Source organism: Helicobacter heilmannii (genome assembly GCF_001283065.1).
Lineage (GTDB): Bacteria > Campylobacterota > Campylobacteria > Campylobacterales > Helicobacteraceae > Helicobacter > Helicobacter heilmannii.
Genome location: NZ_CDMK01000001.1, coordinates 704,659 through 721,847, shown reverse-complemented (window position 1 = coordinate 721,847; position 17,189 = coordinate 704,659). Strand labels below are relative to the sequence as shown.

Here is a 17,189-nt window from a genome sequence, read left to right as displayed (position 1 = left end):
CTTGCTAGGGTGTTTGCCCACTCTTGGCTAAAGAAAAGGGGACGCACAAGGGGGGGGATTAGAAGCGAGCGGCAAGCGTTTTTATAGGCTTTAGAGAGAGGGATCTTAGTGGCTAAAGCTCGCCCCACATACACAAACCCCCCCCCGCACCCCACCACAAACCCCCCCCCAAACCGCCATTCAAGCCTTGTTGCATCAACTCTAGGCGTTGTTTTCTGCTAAGCACATAGCCTAGTTTCTTCAGTAGGCCACCTATATAGTAGAGGTTTTGTCCCCCAGTCTTAAAGACAAACACACCCTTAAGCTTCAGGTAATTTAGAGATGGATAGAGGCTATGTTTCTCTAACTCTAGGGCTTGAAAACTGCGCACCACCCCCCTAGCCCCCATCAAGTCTAAGAAGGGGGTGGCTAAATGGTGGCGGATTAGGTTGCGTTTAAAGCGTAAATCGTTGTTGGTGCTGTCTTCAAAGTAGCGGTGCTTATGGGCGTGTAGGTACTCTAGCAGGGTGGCCTTGGGGGTGTAAATTAGGGGGCGCACGAGAGTATAATTCGCGCGTGGCTCTAGAGCACTAAAGCCCAGCAGAGTTTGCAAACTCGCCCCTTTAGCTAGTTGCATCAAAAACCACTCTAATTTATCGTTCAAATGGTGGGCTAAAATCAAATGCGTGTAGCCAAATTCTTGAATCAAACCCTCAAAGAAAAGGTAGCGTGCTTGGCGCCCCTTGGCCTCTAAATTGCCCCCTTGTAGCCTCACTCTTTTAATATGTACCTTTTTGCCATGCCTTGCCCCTAACTCTTTGGCATAGGCGACCTCTAAACTTGCCTGCGCCCTTAGGCCATGATCTACAATCGCTAAATCAAAGGGCACTCCTCGCTCTAAGAGCAAATAAAACAACGCCACGCTATCTCCCCCCCCAGAAAAGCCTAAAAGCCCTTGCTCTAAGCCCTCTAAGCCCTCTAACACCACTATTTAAGCCCTATTTTAGTTTGCTTCAATACAATGCCCCTTATTGTTGCTCCATTTACCCTAGATTAACTTTAACCCATTCTACAAATAAGGAGCAACCCGAGTATGTTAGCGTTTTTGTCCAAGTTTTTCCACTTCAAAGAGCGCAACACTTCGCTAGGCATCGAGACCCTAGCTGGCCTAACCACTTTCGTAACAATTTCTTACATTGCCATTGTCAATCCCGCCGTGTTGCAAAAAGCGGGCATGGATTTTGACGGCGTGTTTGTGGCGACCCTGCTAGCCACCATTGTTGGCACTTTGATCATGGGGGTTGTGGCAAATTATCCCATTGCCATCGCTCCGAGTGTGGGCATGCACGCCTATTTTGCCTTTGTGATCGTGCTTGGCATGGGCATTTCGTGGCACACCGCCCTAGGCAGCGTCTTTTGGGCTTCTTTGATTTTCTTAGCCCTGTCCTTGACGGGCTTTAGAGAGGCTTTGATCAAGGCGATCCCAACCTCCCTAAAAGCGGGCATCACTTCAGGTATCGGGCTTTTCATCGCCTTCATTGGCATGCAAAACGCCCATCTAGTAGAGCCCTCCAGCGCAACCATCATCACGCTGGGCAACTTCTCTAAGCCCATCGCTTACATGTCCTTAATCGGACTGTTTGTTACCATTATCTTATTGGTACACCGCATCAAAGCGGCGATCTTCTTAGGCATTTTGATCACCGCCCTTTTAGCCCTGCTTTTAGGGCATTTGAAACTGCCCGAGCATTTGTTTGAATTGCCTAAACACATCGATAGCACCTTTTTTAAACTGGATCTCTTGAGCGCGCTCAAACCAGACCTTGGGGCAGTGATCTTCACCTTCTTTTTAGTCATGCTCTTTGACACCACGGCGACCATGATCGGTGTGGCACAACAGGCTAATTTAATGCAGGGTGATCGCTTTTTAAACGCCAAAAGCGCACTCTCTGCAGATGCGATCGCTAGCGCAGTGGGGGCTTTGGCGGGTACTTCGCCCACTTCTACCTACATCGAATCGGGGGCGGGGGTGAGCGTGGGTGGGCGCACAGGCTTTACTTGCGTGATCATCGCCCTGCTCTTTGCTGCTTTGATCTTTTTAGCCCCCCTAGCTAAAGCTCTAGCTAGCGTGCCCGCCATCACCTCCCCGGCTCTCATCATTGTGGGCTTTATGATGATGAGCCATTTGGGCGAGATCGATTGGAGCGATTTGGAAGAAGCTCTGCCCGCCTTTTTTGTGTTTTTTTGGATCCCCATTTCTTTTAGCATCACCAATGGCGTGGGCATTGGGCTCATTGTTTATCCGCTCATTAAAATCGCTCAGGGTAAGTTCAAGCAAGTCCATCCCCTGCTCTACCTCTTCGGGGCGTTGTTCGTGATGCAGTTTGTGATTGACATGCACGGCTAATTATAGCCCCTCTAAGACCTCTTTGGCCTCCTTGTCGCCCATTTGGGCGGACTTCTCAAAGTATTCTTTCGCCTTTGTAGTGTCTTTTTTCACTCCATTGCCATTCAAATACATGACCCCCAAAGCATAATACCCTTTAGCAAAGCCCTTAGCTCCCGCTTTTTCAAAGTAATTTTGGGCACTCTTCAAATCTTGCTTCACCCCATTGCCGTTTAAATACATGGTGCCTAGCATCCAAAGGGCTTTAGGGTCGCCAAGCCCGATGGCTTTTTTAGCGTATAGCTTACCCTGAAAGGGGTCTTTTTTCACTCCATCGCCCTGAAAATACATCAAGGCTAGGTTGGCACACGCGGGCGCACTGCCCATTTGGCTCGCCCTTTCAAAATACTTTTTGGCTGTGTGGTAGTCTTTTTTCTTAAAATAAGCGTCCTGCCCCACTTGGTTATAGGCGTTGGCAATGCCTTTGAGCAAGTCTTTGATGGGCTTATGCTCCATCATGGCCACCTTGCTGTAGTAGTGGCGGGCTTGAAAATGATCTATTTTTATCCCGAGTCCATTGTCGTAAAGCAACCCCATTGCCATGTAAGCCAAAGGATCGCCCATTTTGCCCGCCCTCTCTAGGTATTCTTTGCTCTTGTTAAAGTCGCTAGGTACTCCTCTATACTCCCCATCAAAGAGCAAAGCATAAGCGATACAGCCCTTAGAGCTCCCCATATTGCACGCCTTCTTATAGTGAATTTGGGCTTGCTTGGTGCTAGGGGGGTCGTCTTGCAGATCTAAATTACCCAGTTGTAAATAGATCGCAGAGTCCACAATGGGCAAAAGAGCAGCACTTTGGCTTTGTCTTTCTAGGTATTTTTGCGCCTTGTCAGTTTCTCTAAGTTCCAAAGCTTGATTGGTGATGTAGTTGTGTGCTAAGCTATCGGCACAACAAAAGCCCCACGCCCCAAACAACAACACCGTCTTAAAAACCTTGCTCCCTAACATGGACCACTCCTTTGGTTCAAATATAAAAAATAAAAGCGATCGTAGCACAAGTGTTTAAATGGTGGGAAATTTGGGTTTGTTTTAAGTTTCTTTGTGCAAGAATCGAAACTTATGAGGCTAGATTTAAGTTGAGAGGTGTTTTTTGTTGTCTCGTTATTTCTTTCAAGAAGATTTAGCCTTCGTACCTAACCACCGCTTGCGCTACTTAAGTTTAAGCGTGGCGTGTTTGGGGATCGCCTTTGTACTTGGCATCATTGGGCTGTATTTAATGCCTGAGAGCGTGACGCACTGGACAAAGCAAAAATTTGGGCTGATGAGTTGGCTTGAGAATGTCCACCTAGGCCCTGTGTTTGACAACGATCTGTTTATTTTTAATTGGGTTTTGCACCCCTATTTTGGGGCGATTTATTTCATGCAAGCCCGCGTGGCGGGGTATAAATTTCTCACCGGAGTGTTGTTCACGGCTTTAGTTTCTACCTTCTTTTGGGAGTATGGACTAGAGGCGTTTGTGGAGATACCCAGCATCCAAGACTTGATTTGCACCCCCACCCTAGGCCCGCTTGTGGGTGAAGTGTTCTACCGCACGAGCCAGAGACTACAAAGACCCAACAAATTACCCAAGTTTTTCGTGGGCTGTGCGCTCTTTTTTTTGGATTTTATCGGCTTTAGCATCCAAAAACTCGGCTTTGCTAAGGCTTGCGGGATTTGCAATAAAAACGCCGTTTACCAACAAGACACCCCAAAATGCTAAATTCTCCCCCTTTATGAAGAGAGGTTTTAATGCAATTTCAAGTTTCTAACCAAGCCAAGTTACCCACCCCCTTTGGCAACTTTTGCCTGCAATCGTTTCAAGAACAACAAGGGGCGTTGGTACTAGACCATTTGGTACTTTTCACTAAGGAATTGGGCGATCTGCCCTTAGTTAGGGTGCATTCAGAGTGCCTAACAGGTGATGTGTTCAGCTCGCAAAAATGCGACTGCGGAGGGGAACTGCAAATGGCGTTAGAGCGCATCGGAAAAGAGGGGGGCATGCTCATTTATTTGCGCCAAGAGGGACGTGGCATTGGGTTATTTAACAAGATCAATGCCTATGCTTTGCAAGATCAGGGCTACGACACCATAGAGGCGAACGAGGCGATCGGCTTTAAAGACGATGAGCGCGACTACACGATCGTTAGACACATTTTCACACATTATGGCATTAAGAAAATCCGCTTGCTCACCAACAACCCCAAGAAAATAGAAGCCCTTAAGGCATTCGTGGAGGTGGAGCGTTGTAGCATTTTAGTGCCCAGCAACTGCCACAACCGCGGCTACCTTGAGACTAAGAAGACCAAAATGGGACATTTACTCTAATGCTTAGTTTTAATGAAGCCCTAGAGGTCATCGGGGCGAGTTTTTTAACCCCGCTGGGCAGTGAAAAAGTTTTGTTTGCAAACGCTTTAGGGCGCGTGCTCTCTGAGGACATTTTAGCCCCTAAGGACAGCCCCACCCATACCACCGCCAGTATGGACGGCTACGCCTTTAGGTTAGAGGATTTGGACTTGTTACAAACCCAAGGGCTCTTGGTGCAGGGGATCAACCCAGCCAGCTTGCAAGAGCCTCCCATGTTAAAGCCTGGATGCGCCCTTAAAAGCTTTGTTGGGGCAAAAATGCCCATCGGGGCGGACGCGCTTGTGATTGTGGAAGAAGTGCAAGAACAGGCCGAGCGGATCTTTTTAACGCATAAGAGCGGGAAGTATGATTGGATACGCCCCATAGGCTCGCAGTATAAAAAAGGGGCGGTGGTGCTGGCTAAGGGCGATAAAATCACGCCTTACGCCATAGGCGCACTTGCCGAGCATAACCAAGTCTTCGTGCAGGTGTATAAAAAACCTAGAGTGGGGATTTTAAGCGGGGGGGCGGAGATTGTGGAGGTGGGCGCGCCCATTGAGGGCGTGCGCAGCGTGAATAACCACATGCTTAAAGCCATGGCCGAGAGTCTAGGCGGCGAGGGTGTGCTCTACCCGCTCTTGCCCGACAAGCAAGAGAGCATCGAGCAAGTCATATGCCACGCCTTTAGAGATTGCGACATGGTGGTGACCACGGGGGGGATGAGCAAGGGGGATTTTGACTTCACCCAGCACGCGATCGCCAATGTGAGCGAGATCGCTTTTAAGGGGGCAAAGATCAAACCGGGCAAGCCCGTGGCGTACAGCATTTGCGCTAAGGACGGCACACATAAACCCCTGCTTGCGCTGCCCGGCAACCCGCCCGCTGCTGCGCTTACTTTCTATCTATTCGGCGCGGCGATCTTTGCTAAACTCTTCAACACCCCCTACACCCCGCCCTTTTTAGAAGCCATTTTAGAAGAGGACTTTGTCAAACAAGAGGAGCGTATGGAGTTTAGAGCGTGTGCGCTGCAGCTCAAAGAGGGGCGTTACTTTGCCCGCTTGTCTAAGGCGCATCTGCACGACATGCAAAGCGGGCTCTTGGTGCTTGAAGAGGGCAAGCACACTTACAAGAAGGGCAGTGCGGTGCCGCTCTTGTTACACTACATTTTTTAAGGAGTTTGATATGGTGTCTGTGCGTTTTTTAGGGCCGATCAAAGAGGAGAGCCTCAAACTAGACATTGCAAATTTAAAGGACTTGCAGGCAATCTTGCACGAAAAGGCGCAAATCAAGCCATGGCTTGCGATGAGCGCGGTGGCGATCAATGGTGTGCTTGTGGAGGATGCCAACACCCCCTTGAAGGCGGGCGATGAGGTCGTCATTTTACCGCCCGTGTGCGGGGGCTAAAAGTGCTTGAGGTTTTCGATGGGGCGCTAGACACAAACGCGCTTTATGGGGCGTGGTCTAAGCTGTGTGCTGCAAAAAACCTAGGGGCGTTGTGCGTCTTTAGCGGCTTTGTGCGCCCTGAAGAGGGGCTAGAGGGCTTAAGCTTTGAGGTGTATATGCCCTTGTTTGAGGCGTGGTTTAGCACTTGGCAAGAGAGGGCAAATGTGCAGGAGGTGTATTTGTGTTTGGCGCATTCCAAGGGGGATGTCTTGGTGGGGCAAAGCTCTTATATGGCGGGACTAATGGGCGCACATCGCCAAAAGGTGCTAGAACTGTACGCCCCCTTCATTGAGGACTTCAAACACAACGCCCCTATTTATAAATACGATTTAAGAAACGGGCAAAGGATTTATGCTAAAGATCGAAGCCATCCATTGAAAGGGAGCGGATTACTGCAATGACAATAATCAACATCGGTGTGGTGGTGGCGAGCGACAGGGCCAGCACGGGCATTTACGAGGATTTGAGCGGGCGCGCCATTAAGGAGGTGTTGGGCGAATATATTTTAAACCCCCTAGAGTTTGTGTATCGCCTCTTGCCAGACGAGCAGGCTTTATTAGAGCAGACCCTAAAAGAGCTTAGCCAAACTTGCGCGCTCATTGCCACCACGGGGGGCACGGGCCCCGCCCCTAGAGATGTTACGCCTGAAGCGACTGAAAAAGTGTGCTCTAAAATGTTGCCCGGCTTTGGCGAGCTGATGCGCGCCACGAGCTTAAAGTATGTTCCTACGGCGATTTTATCGCGCCAAAGCGCGGGCATTTGTGGCAAAAGTTTGATTGTCAATTTGCCCGGTAAGCCTAAAAGCATTCGAGAGTGTTTAGAGGCGGTGTTCCCTGCCATCCCTTACTGCATTGATTTGATCGGCGGCCCCTACATTGAGGCAAATGCCCAAAACATTCAAGTCTTTCGCCCCAAAAATGCTTAGCCACCTAGACAGCAACCAGCACCCCACTATGGTACAAGTGGGCGCGAAGGCACACACAGAACGTAGGGCGGTTGCCAGTGGGCAAATCTCTATGAGTCAAGAGGCATACAATGCTATTGTGGAGCAGACCATCAAAAAGGGTCCGGTGCTGCAAACCGCTATCATTGCCGCCATCATGGGGGCCAAACAAACCAGTGCGTTGATCCCCCTATGCCACCCCCTAAACCTTTCTGGCGTGCAAGTAGAGGTGCAGGAGTTAGAGGAGCTTTGTGCTTTTAAACTATTCGTGTCTGTAACACACACGGGGCAAACGGGCGTGGAGATGGAGGCACTCATGGGTGTGAGTGTGGGGCTTTTAACGATTTATGACATGGCTAAGGCACTGGATAAGGGCATGGTGATTAGCGGTGTGCGTTTAGAGTCTAAAAGCGGGGGCAAGAGTGGGGATTACAGGCGCGTTTAGGCTGTTAGCATAAATACGCTACAATAAGGGCTTTACCTAAAAAATTAATACACTTAAGGAGAAAGAATGCAAATGAGAACATGGTTATGCGGATTGGGGCTGGCGATCGCTTTTGCGGGTTGTGGCCCCGATATTATCGTAACGAACAATGTCCCGCTGCACTTGGTCTATAAAAGCCACACCGCCAAAGCCCCCACCATGCACAAACAGATCATGATCTTAAAACCCTTGTTGCAATACAGCGACAACATCGCTAAAGAGTATGAGAACAGCTTTAAAAAGCAGCTCGCCTTAAAAATTCAAGCCCTCTTAGAAAATCAGGGCTACAAAACCACGATCTTAGATGTGAGTGATAAAAATGATCTCACCTTTTCGCAGAAACGCGACAACTATCTAGGGCTAGAGATCAGTGGGGAAGTGGTGCTAAGACCAGACCCTAAGACCACAGAGCAAAAGAAATCCAGTCCGGGGATTCTTTTCTCCACAGGGATGGATGTAACTAGGGGCGCGCTCTTGGCGATGGGTTACATTAAAGTTGTCTTTATTGAGCCAGAGAGCGGGGAAGCGGTCGATTCGTTCATGATCGATTTAAGTGAGATTGATGTGCGCGAGCCCTTTGTACGCTCTAGCCGCTCTGAGCACACCGGTGGGCTCTTAAGCGCGCTTTATAAAGGCAAGGACAACTCCAATGATGCCGTGAAAAAGGCACTCAACACCATCTTTAGTGTCGTGCTCGCCAAAATCGATGCCAAGATGACCCAAGAAAAAATCCAAGCCTACGCGAAAGACATCGCCGATCTAAAAGCTCAGCGCAAATACTGATGTTACCCCCCCGTTTAGATTGGACTAAACGGGCGATTGATGCCCTTTTTAGTACCTTTGTTTTTAGCCTTTGTTTGAGTTTATTTTTAAGCCTATTGCGCCTAGGCTTCATTGTTTATAGCGGGTTGTATGAGGGCGTGCTCGCCCACCCCTTGCCCTTTGATCAAATTTCCCAAGTGCTAAAAGATGGCTTTACATACGACAATAGAGTTGTGGCGGCTTTCTCTATTTTGTTTTTATTACTTGCCCTTATGCGCGCCAAGGCCGCCCACATTTTTGCACTGTTTGTGCTTACCTTTTGCTTGTTCTTGCAAATCGCCAACACTACCTATTACGAGATTTACGGCGTGGTGTTTGACTCGAATTTATTAGACGCACTCAACCAAAGCCCCAAAATTTTAATGGGTATGGCACTGCACAGCGAACACCACATCCCCACTAAGGTGTTGGTGTGGCTGGCGTTTAGCGGGCTATTTGGCTGGCTTTACTATAGGCTTGCAGAAAAAACGGCGCGCCTTTCTGTCGTGTTGCAAAATCTGCCCCTTAAACCCACACTAGGGATTTTGTTAGTAGGTTTTTCTATTTGGACGCTTTATGGCATCAACTCCCAACTTGCCTTCACAGGCATTTCGCCAGACATGGCTGCAAAACCCGCCAAAGACCCCTTTTTGCGTCAAATTACCCCAGGAGCGTTTCGCGATTTATACCTGGTCTTTAAGGGCTATAAGAAAAGCCACAATGTCCGTTTTGCCAACTTCACAAATAAAAGTTTACTGCAGGCCAGCATCGACTATTTTAACCTGCCTGCTACCACCAAACTCCCCCTAGACTTAAGACAACTTCTAAACCACACCAGTCAAAACCCCGTCCCCCCCACCATCCAACATGTCTTTTATATCGTGTCCGAATCGCTCTCTTCTTGGCATTTTGATCCACGCTTTGACGCGATCCACTTAGTCAGTGCCCTAAAGAGCCTCAATGACCAGCAACACGGCTTTATCTTCCCCCTATTCATAGAAAATGCCAGACGCACGGTTAAGAGCCTAGATGTGCAGCTCACAGGACTGTTTGACATCAACGACACAAACTTTGTCAACATGGGCGTGAGTATCCCTAGTCTGCCCACCGCCATTGGCAACCAAATGAAGGGGCTAGGCTTTGACACCACCTTTTACTATGGGGGTAGCGGGATTTGGAACAGGCTCGATCGTTTCAGCAAAAAAGAGGGATTCGATCATTTTATTTTTAACACCTACTTAATGGACTTTGCCAACGAGCACTTTAAAGCTAACCCCAACGCCTACCCCCGCCCCATTAAGAATGGCTGGGGTGTGCATGACAATGTGCTTTTTGACTACATCTTAAACAACACCCCCTCAAGACAAAAAACCTTTAGCATGGTGATGACCCTAAGTAACCATCCCACCCGCAATGTCAACTTAAAAGCCTTTGGCGTGCCGATAGAGAAAATAAAGGATTTTGTGGCGCGCTCCAAAGAGCCCAACATGCCAGATGCCACCTTCTTAGGGCATGTGTATTGGTATGATAAAATTTTGGTGGATTTCATTAAAAAAGCCAGCGTAAAATTTCCTAACTCTCTTTTTATCATCACGGGCGATCATTTTGACCGCAGTTTTATTTACGCCAGGGACAATTACTATTGGACCAAGAGCGTGCCCTTGATTGTCTATGCCCCCAGCCTAAGCCCTAAGCTTACCGCCTGCATCGGTGCGCATATCGACATCGCCCCCACGATCATGGAGCTGGTCGCCCCCAAGGGCCATCAATACGCCAGCTTTGGCAAACCCCTTTTTAGCAACGCTGGCGAAGTTGGCAAAGATTGCGCCACTAGAAAACCCTTTATGTGGGGGCAATCTAAGGATTTTGCCCTAGGTTTTGAGGCAGTGTCAGGACAGAGCCAAAAAAGCGGACTGGATTTTATCTACACGGATGACGGCGCGCTCTTGTATGTCAAAGAGCACGCATGGGTGAAAGCCCCACTTTTAGAGGCAGACACCACCCTAGCTAAGGAACTTAAGGATAAAAAACAAATTGCCAATGGCCTTAGCTGGTATTATCTTTTCCACGGCCCTATTTTAAAATAGGGCTAAGCCCTAGAGTTTACATGTAATTTGTCAAACTCATTTGGTTGATTTTGCTCGCAGATGCTAAAGACGCATCGTAGTTGTTGCGCAATTGGGCAAACTTGTTGTAGGTTTGGGCGACATCGGTTCCTGTGGTGTCGGCACGGATCGACTCGACTTGGTTTTTCAGCACTTCATTGCGGCGCATGACATGGGAGAAATTGCGGCTGTGCGCCCCATTAGAGGCGATGATCTTTTCAATGTGATCGCTCAAGTGATCGATTAGGGCGATCCCATTTTGTATGCCAATGTTACGCATTTCTGGCCCATAGCCTTGCAAGCTATCCGGGCGGCTAATCCCCTCTTGAACCGCTTGGATCACCTGGTCTAATTGCTTAAAAAAGTGGATGTGGGGGGTGTCGATCGTGGGGGCATTGTTGGCATTGAGGCGGATAGCGGGCGTGTCGCGTCTTAAGCTCTCGGGGCTAAAGTCGCTCGCCTTGTTGTCGTAAAACATGAATTGCATGGGGGTCTGGGAGTGTATTTTATCGTGGATTTGCACCTGCCCCCGATCATTCAGACTAATATCCACTCTAGAATCGGCCTGGTTTAAAAGGGATAAAAACGCGTCCTTGCTTGCCTTCGAGGGCGCGCCCGCCTGCGCTTGCTCGTAGTCCTTAGCACCGCTATTGCTAAAGTTTAAGGCTAGGCTCATCGCATCCATCAGCTGGCGGTAGGTGAAGTCATTGGGCTTGGTGAGCGTGGGGGCTTTGTCATCTCTATTATAAAGGGGGATATGATACACCCCTCCATTTTTTCTGGGCAGGTCTAAAAACGCCCCCCCGGGGCTTAGGTGCAATTGGGCGGTTACATCCACGCCATTGTGGTCTTTAAGCACCATGGTGTAGTCTTGTTGAGTGATTTTCGCGCCCATCACAGAGGCAAGTGTGCTGGCCCCTGTGGCGTAATCCATGCTCTCAGGCACGATTTGGGACACATTGCTGTGTAAATACGCCCCTTGTCGGCTAAAGTAGGTTTGTTTGTAGGTGTCGGCGTAATCTAGGGGCAGGGCTTTAGTGGGTACGCCCTTGGCATCTAAGCTGGTGATTTTAAGGCTAAAGCCACTTGGGCCATCAAAGGGGGGTTTGTTGCTGTCGTGTGCCTTATTGCGGACATTGTTATCAACAACCCTTAAATGCCCATCGTTAGAAAGCTCCACATCTAATTTCCCCCCAAAGTGGCTTTTAATCCCATCCATCAAGTCCTGCATGGTGGTGGTGGGGGTGATGGCTAAAATCAAGGGCTCTAGGGGAGCGGTGTCAATCGTGCCATCAGGTTTATTGGGGCGCGTGCCTTCAATTTTAAGGCTTGCCACACTAGGGCCTAGTATGTCCTTTAAGGGAGTGTTTCTAGTGGCTGGGGTGTTGTCGTCTGTGGTGATAAAGGCACTTTTGATATCGTGCATGCGGTGATCGTAGGGATAAAGCGTGCTTTGCAAGCTCTCTAGCGAGCGGTTAGCCACAAATGCGCTTTTGACATAGGTGCTCACTCTTGCCCCACTGCTAAAGAGATCATTTAAATCATCTACATTTTTCTCGCTAGAGATCATATGAAAGTCCAAAGCCGCCCGCCCCGGGGTCAAATCTCTAATCTCGATCTCCCCCCACGCATTTAAAGACACCTGTACCACTTGATTCGTGGAGGTGTTGCCATATGCCTTGCCGATTTGATCCAATAAATCTTGTACCCTTGTAGCATCGGCTTTGTTTTTATAGCCCTTATCCAGTGCGAACTTCGCCTTAAACGCGCTGCCATCGGGGCGCACGCCCTGCAAGTAAAAATATTCGGGTTTGTCATTTCTAGGGTCGTTGTCGGTGTCGCCAATAAGATCGCGCAGCGTGTCTTGGGCGTTGATGTAGACTTCTTGTGGGTTTTGGGTGCGATTGTAGGCATCCATAATATCCGGGTGCAACTTACTTTGGTTGAGCTTTTTGATGTTAGCGGTGATGATTTTTTGGCGGTCCACATCTTTACCTAAAAAGAGATTTTGCCCGCTGACATTGTAGGGGATTAAATTATTGGAGCCCACCAGGGCGTTTAAATTCTCGTTGTTGCCGTGGTAATTGCCCGCGTGGTCAAAGGGGGGGCGGTCCACCTTGCTCCCGCCAAAAATATACTCCCCGCCCACCGAGGTGTTGGCGACATTGATCATGTGTTCCTTGAGTTTTTGCAAGTCTAGAGCGATGGCTTGGCGGGAGGTCGTGGAGTGTGCATCGCTGGCGGCTTGGATGAGCTTGGTTTTAAACTGCTCCATCGTGCTGGAGAGATCGGTTAGGGCTTTGTCGGTGTTGAGTGTGGAAGTGTAGGCACTTTGGGCGACATCGTGGGCCTGATCGAGGGTGTTGGATTCAAAGCCGTATTTCAAGTTTTGGTTATTGACTTGGCTGTCTTGATAGCCGTATTCGGCTTTGAGCCCTGAAGCGATTTGGTTGTTGGCAGTGTTAAGTTTGTTTTGGAGCGCATTTTGGTAGTAGTTGATTTGATTGTAGCGGTTGCCATCTGTGATGCGCATAAGACTTCCTTTTCGATTATCTAGAACTAGACATGCAATATATATACCACTTTGTTAAGGTAAAATTTTAGGTTTCTTATGCTAGAATGGACACTAATTTTTAATTTCTAATTTTAGGCGGAGATATGTTTTACGCGGTCTTTAAAAATGGGGGCAAGCAGTACAAGGTACAAGAGGGCGATGTTGTCTTGCTAGATAGGCTGGGCTTAGAGCCTAAAGCGCATTTTCAGATTCACGAGGTTTTAGCCATTGCTAAAGAGGGACAAATCTCCTATGGTAGCCCTTTTATCAATGGAGTACAGATCGAGGCTGAGGTCATCAACGAGGGGCGGGGTAAAAAGGTCGTGATCTTTAAAAAACGCCGCCGCAAGGATAGCAAAACCAAAAGAGGTTTTCGTCGCGACTTCACACGCATCAAAATCACAAAAATCGTAGCATAAAGGATGTAAATGGCACACAAAAAAGGACAGGGCAGTACGCAGAATAACCGCGACTCCGCTGGGCGCAGATTAGGTGTTAAAAAATTTGGAGCAGAGTTTGTCAGGGCGGGTAACATCATCGTACGCCAACGGGGCACCAAAGTACATCCCGGTAAAAATGTAGGGCTGGGCAAGGACCACACCATTTTTGCTCTTGTAGATGGCGTGGTGCACTTCAGCCACAAAGACAAACACCGCAAACAAGTTTCTGTTTTCCCCAAATTGGCATGACATGAAAATCCTAACCCTTTTTTGCCTCAGCTGTTTGTGCTTATGGGCTAAAGAGGGCGGGACTTTAATTTACGCGAGGGGGGCGGATGGCTCTGGGATGGACCCGGCACTGGTTGTGGATGGGGAGAGTTACGCCGCCACCTCTAACATCTATGAAACTTTAGTGCGTTTTAAATACGGCTCTACTGAAATTGAGCCTGCGCTAGCGAGCAGTTGGGAGATTTCTAAGGACGGACTGACTTACACTTTCCATTTAAGGCATGGTGTTTACTTCCAAACAACTCATTACTGGGATAAAAAGGCCGAATTGACCGCCAAAGATGTTCTATTTTCTTTCAAGCGACAAATGGGGCAAGTGCCCTACTACAAAGGAGCAAAATCCTATGGCTACTGGGCAAGCATGGGCATGTCCTCCATCATTAAAAAAATCGAGGCCGTGGATAGATACACAGTGCGCTTCACATTAAAACACCCCGAAGCCCCCTTTTTGGCGGATTTGGGGATGGATTTTTTAAGTGTGCTGAGTGCCGACTACGCCGCCCACTTAAAGAGTCTAAATAAAGAGGATGAGCTCACTAGAAAGCCCATAGGTACAGGACCCTTTAAGTTGGCAACTTGGTTTCGAGACGACAAGATTGTACTTTTAAAAAACAACGACTATTGGGGCACTAAAGCACATTTAGACCGCGTGGTGCTCATAGTGATTCCCAACCCCTCTGTGCGTGCGTTGGCTTTGCAAAGGGGCGAGGTGTCTATCATCAGTGCGCCTAATCGCAATGAAATTCCCCGCTTAGCAAGTTTGCCCGGGGTGGCTGTGGATGAAAAACCCGGCTTGTTTGTGACTTGGATGAGCTTGAATTTAGAAAAAAAACCCTTTGACAACCGCTTAGTGCGTCTAGCCATCAACCACGCGATCAACACCAAGGACTATGTCAAAATCGTGTATGAAAACTACGCTACGCCGGCGATCAACCCCATGCCTCCCTCCATGTGGGGCTATAATAAGGACATCCAGCCCTACGGCTACGATTTAAAAGTGGCTAAAGAGCTTTTAGCCAAGGCCGGCTTCCCCCATGGCTTTGAAACCACGCTTTTTACAGCATCCAAATACAATAAGCAAGCGGCGGAGTTTATCCAAGCGCAACTCGCCAAAATCGGCATTCAAGTGAAGATCGAATTTTTTGAGTGGGGGACTTACCTTAAAAAGGTAGCGATGGGCGAGCATAAAATGGCTTTTAGTGGTTGGAAGGCAGACACGCCCGATCCGGACAACTTTTTGTATATTCTATGGAGCAAAGAGGTGGCGGCAGAAATCCCCACGCGCAATGGCTCTTTTTACAAAAGCGACATCTATTCTAAGCTGGTTACAAAGGCCAAGTATCTTTCAAACCAAGCCAAGCGCACCGCCCTTTATCAAAAAGCCCAAGAGGTCTTCCACAACGATGCCCCCTGGGTACCTCTAGCCTACCCCTACAGCATTGTGGCGCGGCTCAAGAGTGTGCAGGGTTATCAAGTGAGCGGAGTACAAAACAACCGCTTTGTACATGTCTACTTCTCCCAATAATGTTGCTCTTTCTGCTTAAGCGAATTTTATGGACGATCCCCACCTTGCTGGGGGTTAGCATCTTGGTCTTTTCCATGGTGCACTTGGTCCCAGGGGATCCGGCTTTGGTGATCCTAGGCGAGCACGCTAATAAAGAAGCCCTAGAAGCCCTAAGAGAGCAAATGGGCTTAAACAAGCCCCTATTAGATCAGTATTTGAGCTACATGAACCATATTTTGCACGGGGATTTGGGCACTTCTTTAGTCTCGGGTGAAAGCGTGCTCGAGGCGTTTTTACAGCGCTTTCCAGCAACTTTAGAGCTCTCTTTAAGCGCGCTGTTCATCTCCATTATACTAGGGCTAGCCACGGGCATTTTGGCCGCCGTTAAACGCTACAGCTTGTTTGACAATCTTAGCATGGGTTTTGCGCTCGCTGGGGTTTCCATGCCTGTCTTTTGGCTAGGACTCATGCTGATCTATTTTTTTAGCGTGAAACTGGGCTGGTTTCCCGTCTTTGGGCGTTTGAATGACGCTTATTATTTAGACGGGCCCACGGGGTTTTACTTGATCGATAGCTTGGTTGACGGCAATCTGCCCGCCTTCTTTGATGCGCTGCGCCACTTAGTGTTACCCAGCATTGCCCTAGCCACGATCCCCACCGCTATCATCGCGCGCATGACCCGCGCTAGCATGCTTGAAGTTTTGCAAGAGGATTATGTCCGCACCGCACAGGCCAAGGGCTGCGCGCCTTGGCGCGTGATCTTGATCCATACCCTACGAAATGCCCTCATCCCGGTCACCACCGTGGTGGGACTCATGCTTGCCGGGCTTTTGGCCGGCAGTATCCTCACCGAAACCACCTTTTCGTGGCCGGGCGTGGGGCGCTGGATGGTCAATGCCTTGAACCAGCGGGATTTTCCCATCATCCAATCCTCAAGCCTCATTGTGGCGGTGATCTTTGTGGGGGCGAATTTGCTCGTGGATATCCTCTACGCCTTCATCAATCCACAGATTAGACTGAGTTAATGGAGCGTTTCAAGGCCTTTTGGGAGAATTTTAAACAGAATAAAGCCGGTTTAGTCGGGCTGTTCTTGCTCGCCATTTTGATCTTTTGTGCGCTCTTTGCCCCCCTGCTCGCCCCCTATGACCCCACCTTGCAAGATGCCAAAACACGGCTACTTGTACCCTTCTTTGCAAAGGGGGGCAGCGGGGCGCATTGGCTGGGCACGGACGACTTGGGACGCGACATCCTCTCAAGACTGCTCTATGGGGCGCGCATTTCTCTTACCATTGGTGTAGTGGCAGTGGGTATTGCTGTGCTCTTTGGGGTGATTTTTGGACTTTTGGCAGGCTACTTTGGCGGTTTGGTAGACATGCTAATCATGCGTTTCATGGATTTAATGCTGTCCTTGCCTTCCATTTTACTCATCATCATCGTAGTGGCGATCTTAGGCCCCTCTCTTACCAATGCTATGCTCGCCATTGGGATTGTGGGCGTGCCCGGGTTTGCCCGCATTGTGCGCGCCAGCGTCTTAGCCGAAAAGCAAAAAGAATACACCCAAGCGTCTAAACTCAACGGCTCTTCGCATTTGCGCTTAATGTTCGTGGTGATCTTGCCTAATTGCACCGCCCCCATAGTCGTGCAAGCCACCATGGGCTTTGCCGGGGCCGTCTTAGAGGCCGCAGGCCTTAGCTTTTTAGGCCTAGGGGCCCAGCCACCCAGCCCCGAGTGGGGCGCGATGCTCATGGACGCGCTGCAGTTCATCACCACCTCGCCTTGGACCTTGGTTTTCCCCGGATGCATGATTTTTCTAACCGTGATGGCCTTTAACCTGGTGGGCGATGCGATCATGGACGCGCTCGATCCTAAAAGGGCTTAGT

At 49.1% G+C, this 17,189-nt stretch carries 18 protein-coding genes; 15 read left to right on the top strand and 3 right to left on the bottom strand.

Annotated features, from left to right (window positions below):
* Positions 1-112: 112 nt before the first annotated feature.
* Entirely contained in the window at positions 113-967 is an 855-nt protein-coding gene (gene tilS, locus AOG36_RS03575; RefSeq protein ID WP_238374877.1) for a tRNA lysidine(34) synthetase TilS, read from the bottom strand.
* Between the two features lie 105 nt (positions 968-1,072).
* On the opposite strand from tilS, the gene AOG36_RS03570 reads away from it, so the two are divergent.
* The gene (locus tag AOG36_RS03570; protein WP_015106489.1) at positions 1,073-2,386 is read left to right on the top strand and encodes an NCS2 family permease; all 1,314 of its coding nucleotides are present in this window, start codon (positions 1,073-1,075) and stop codon (positions 2,384-2,386) included.
* On the opposite strand, the gene AOG36_RS03565 is transcribed toward AOG36_RS03570, so the two are convergent.
* Complete coding sequence (locus AOG36_RS03565; protein ID WP_015106488.1) at positions 2,387-3,373, bottom strand: tetratricopeptide repeat protein; 987 nt, start codon at positions 3,371-3,373, stop codon at positions 2,387-2,389.
* A 142-nt stretch (positions 3,374-3,515) separates the two neighbouring features.
* On the opposite strand from AOG36_RS03565, the gene AOG36_RS03560 reads away from it, so the two are divergent.
* The 9 genes from AOG36_RS03560 to AOG36_RS03520 all read left to right on the top strand — a co-directional run bounded on the left by AOG36_RS03560 (position 3,516) and on the right by AOG36_RS03520 (position 10,505).
* A complete protein-coding gene (locus AOG36_RS03560; protein ID WP_053825489.1) occupies positions 3,516-4,124 on the top strand; it encodes a DUF3943 domain-containing protein in 609 nt (202 codons plus the stop codon).
* Positions 4,125-4,153: 29 nt separating this feature from the next.
* The gene (ribA, locus tag AOG36_RS03555) at positions 4,154-4,729 is read left to right on the top strand and encodes a GTP cyclohydrolase II (protein WP_015106486.1); all 576 of its coding nucleotides are present in this window, start codon (positions 4,154-4,156) and stop codon (positions 4,727-4,729) included.
* Positions 4,729-5,919, top strand: a complete 1,191-nt coding sequence (locus tag AOG36_RS03550; RefSeq protein WP_015106485.1) for a molybdopterin molybdotransferase MoeA — start codon at positions 4,729-4,731, stop codon at positions 5,917-5,919. The genes ribA and AOG36_RS03550 overlap by 1 nt, the downstream gene beginning before the upstream one ends.
* A 10-nt stretch (positions 5,920-5,929) precedes the next feature.
* On the top strand, positions 5,930-6,151 hold the full coding sequence (locus AOG36_RS03545; RefSeq protein ID WP_015106484.1) for a MoaD/ThiS family protein: 222 nt from the start codon (positions 5,930-5,932) through the stop codon (positions 6,149-6,151).
* 2 nt (positions 6,152-6,153) lie between these two features.
* Positions 6,154-6,591 carry a molybdenum cofactor biosynthesis protein MoaE gene (locus AOG36_RS03540; protein WP_015106483.1) on the top strand — a complete coding sequence of 146 codons (438 nt, stop codon included), beginning with the start codon at positions 6,154-6,156 and terminating at the stop codon, positions 6,589-6,591.
* Positions 6,588-7,115: a molybdopterin adenylyltransferase gene (mog, locus tag AOG36_RS03535; protein WP_015106482.1), complete on the top strand. Its 528-nt coding sequence runs from the start codon at positions 6,588-6,590 to the stop codon at positions 7,113-7,115. Before AOG36_RS03540 ends, mog begins: the two co-directional genes overlap by 4 nt.
* The gene (gene moaC / locus AOG36_RS03530) at positions 7,108-7,578 is read left to right on the top strand and encodes a cyclic pyranopterin monophosphate synthase MoaC (protein ID WP_015106481.1); all 471 of its coding nucleotides are present in this window, start codon (positions 7,108-7,110) and stop codon (positions 7,576-7,578) included. Before mog ends, moaC begins: the two co-directional genes overlap by 8 nt.
* A gap of 66 nt (positions 7,579-7,644) precedes the next feature.
* Positions 7,645-8,400 (top strand): HpaA family protein, encoded by a 756-nt coding sequence (locus tag AOG36_RS03525; protein WP_015106480.1) that lies wholly within the window; start codon positions 7,645-7,647, stop codon positions 8,398-8,400.
* A complete protein-coding gene (locus tag AOG36_RS03520) occupies positions 8,400-10,505 on the top strand; it encodes an LTA synthase family protein (protein ID WP_053825488.1) in 2,106 nt (701 codons plus the stop codon). The genes AOG36_RS03525 and AOG36_RS03520 overlap by 1 nt, the downstream gene beginning before the upstream one ends.
* 16 nt (positions 10,506-10,521) lie before the next feature.
* Here AOG36_RS03520 and flgL read toward each other — a convergent pair whose 3' ends face one another.
* A complete protein-coding gene (gene flgL, locus AOG36_RS03515) occupies positions 10,522-13,056 on the bottom strand; it encodes a flagellar hook-associated protein FlgL (RefSeq protein ID WP_015106478.1) in 2,535 nt (844 codons plus the stop codon).
* Positions 13,057-13,181: 125 nt separating this feature from the next.
* Between flgL and rplU the strand changes: the two genes are divergently transcribed.
* The 5 genes from rplU to AOG36_RS03490 are packed head-to-tail and all read left to right on the top strand — an operon-like array spanning position 13,182 to position 17,188.
* Complete coding sequence (rplU, locus tag AOG36_RS03510; RefSeq protein ID WP_015106477.1) at positions 13,182-13,496, top strand: 50S ribosomal protein L21; 315 nt, start codon at positions 13,182-13,184, stop codon at positions 13,494-13,496.
* 9 nt (positions 13,497-13,505) lie between these two features.
* A complete protein-coding gene (rpmA, locus tag AOG36_RS03505) occupies positions 13,506-13,766 on the top strand; it encodes a 50S ribosomal protein L27 (protein ID WP_015106476.1) in 261 nt (86 codons plus the stop codon).
* Position 13,767: 1 nt separating this feature from the next.
* Entirely contained in the window at positions 13,768-15,330 is a 1,563-nt protein-coding gene (locus tag AOG36_RS03500) for an ABC transporter substrate-binding protein (RefSeq protein WP_015106475.1), read from the top strand.
* A complete protein-coding gene (locus tag AOG36_RS03495) occupies positions 15,330-16,334 on the top strand; it encodes an ABC transporter permease (protein WP_015106474.1) in 1,005 nt (334 codons plus the stop codon). Before AOG36_RS03500 ends, AOG36_RS03495 begins: the two co-directional genes overlap by 1 nt.
* Positions 16,334-17,188: an ABC transporter permease gene (locus AOG36_RS03490; protein ID WP_015106473.1), complete on the top strand. Its 855-nt coding sequence runs from the start codon at positions 16,334-16,336 to the stop codon at positions 17,186-17,188. Before AOG36_RS03495 ends, AOG36_RS03490 begins: the two co-directional genes overlap by 1 nt.
* The last annotated feature ends 1 nt before the right edge of the window (position 17,189 follow it).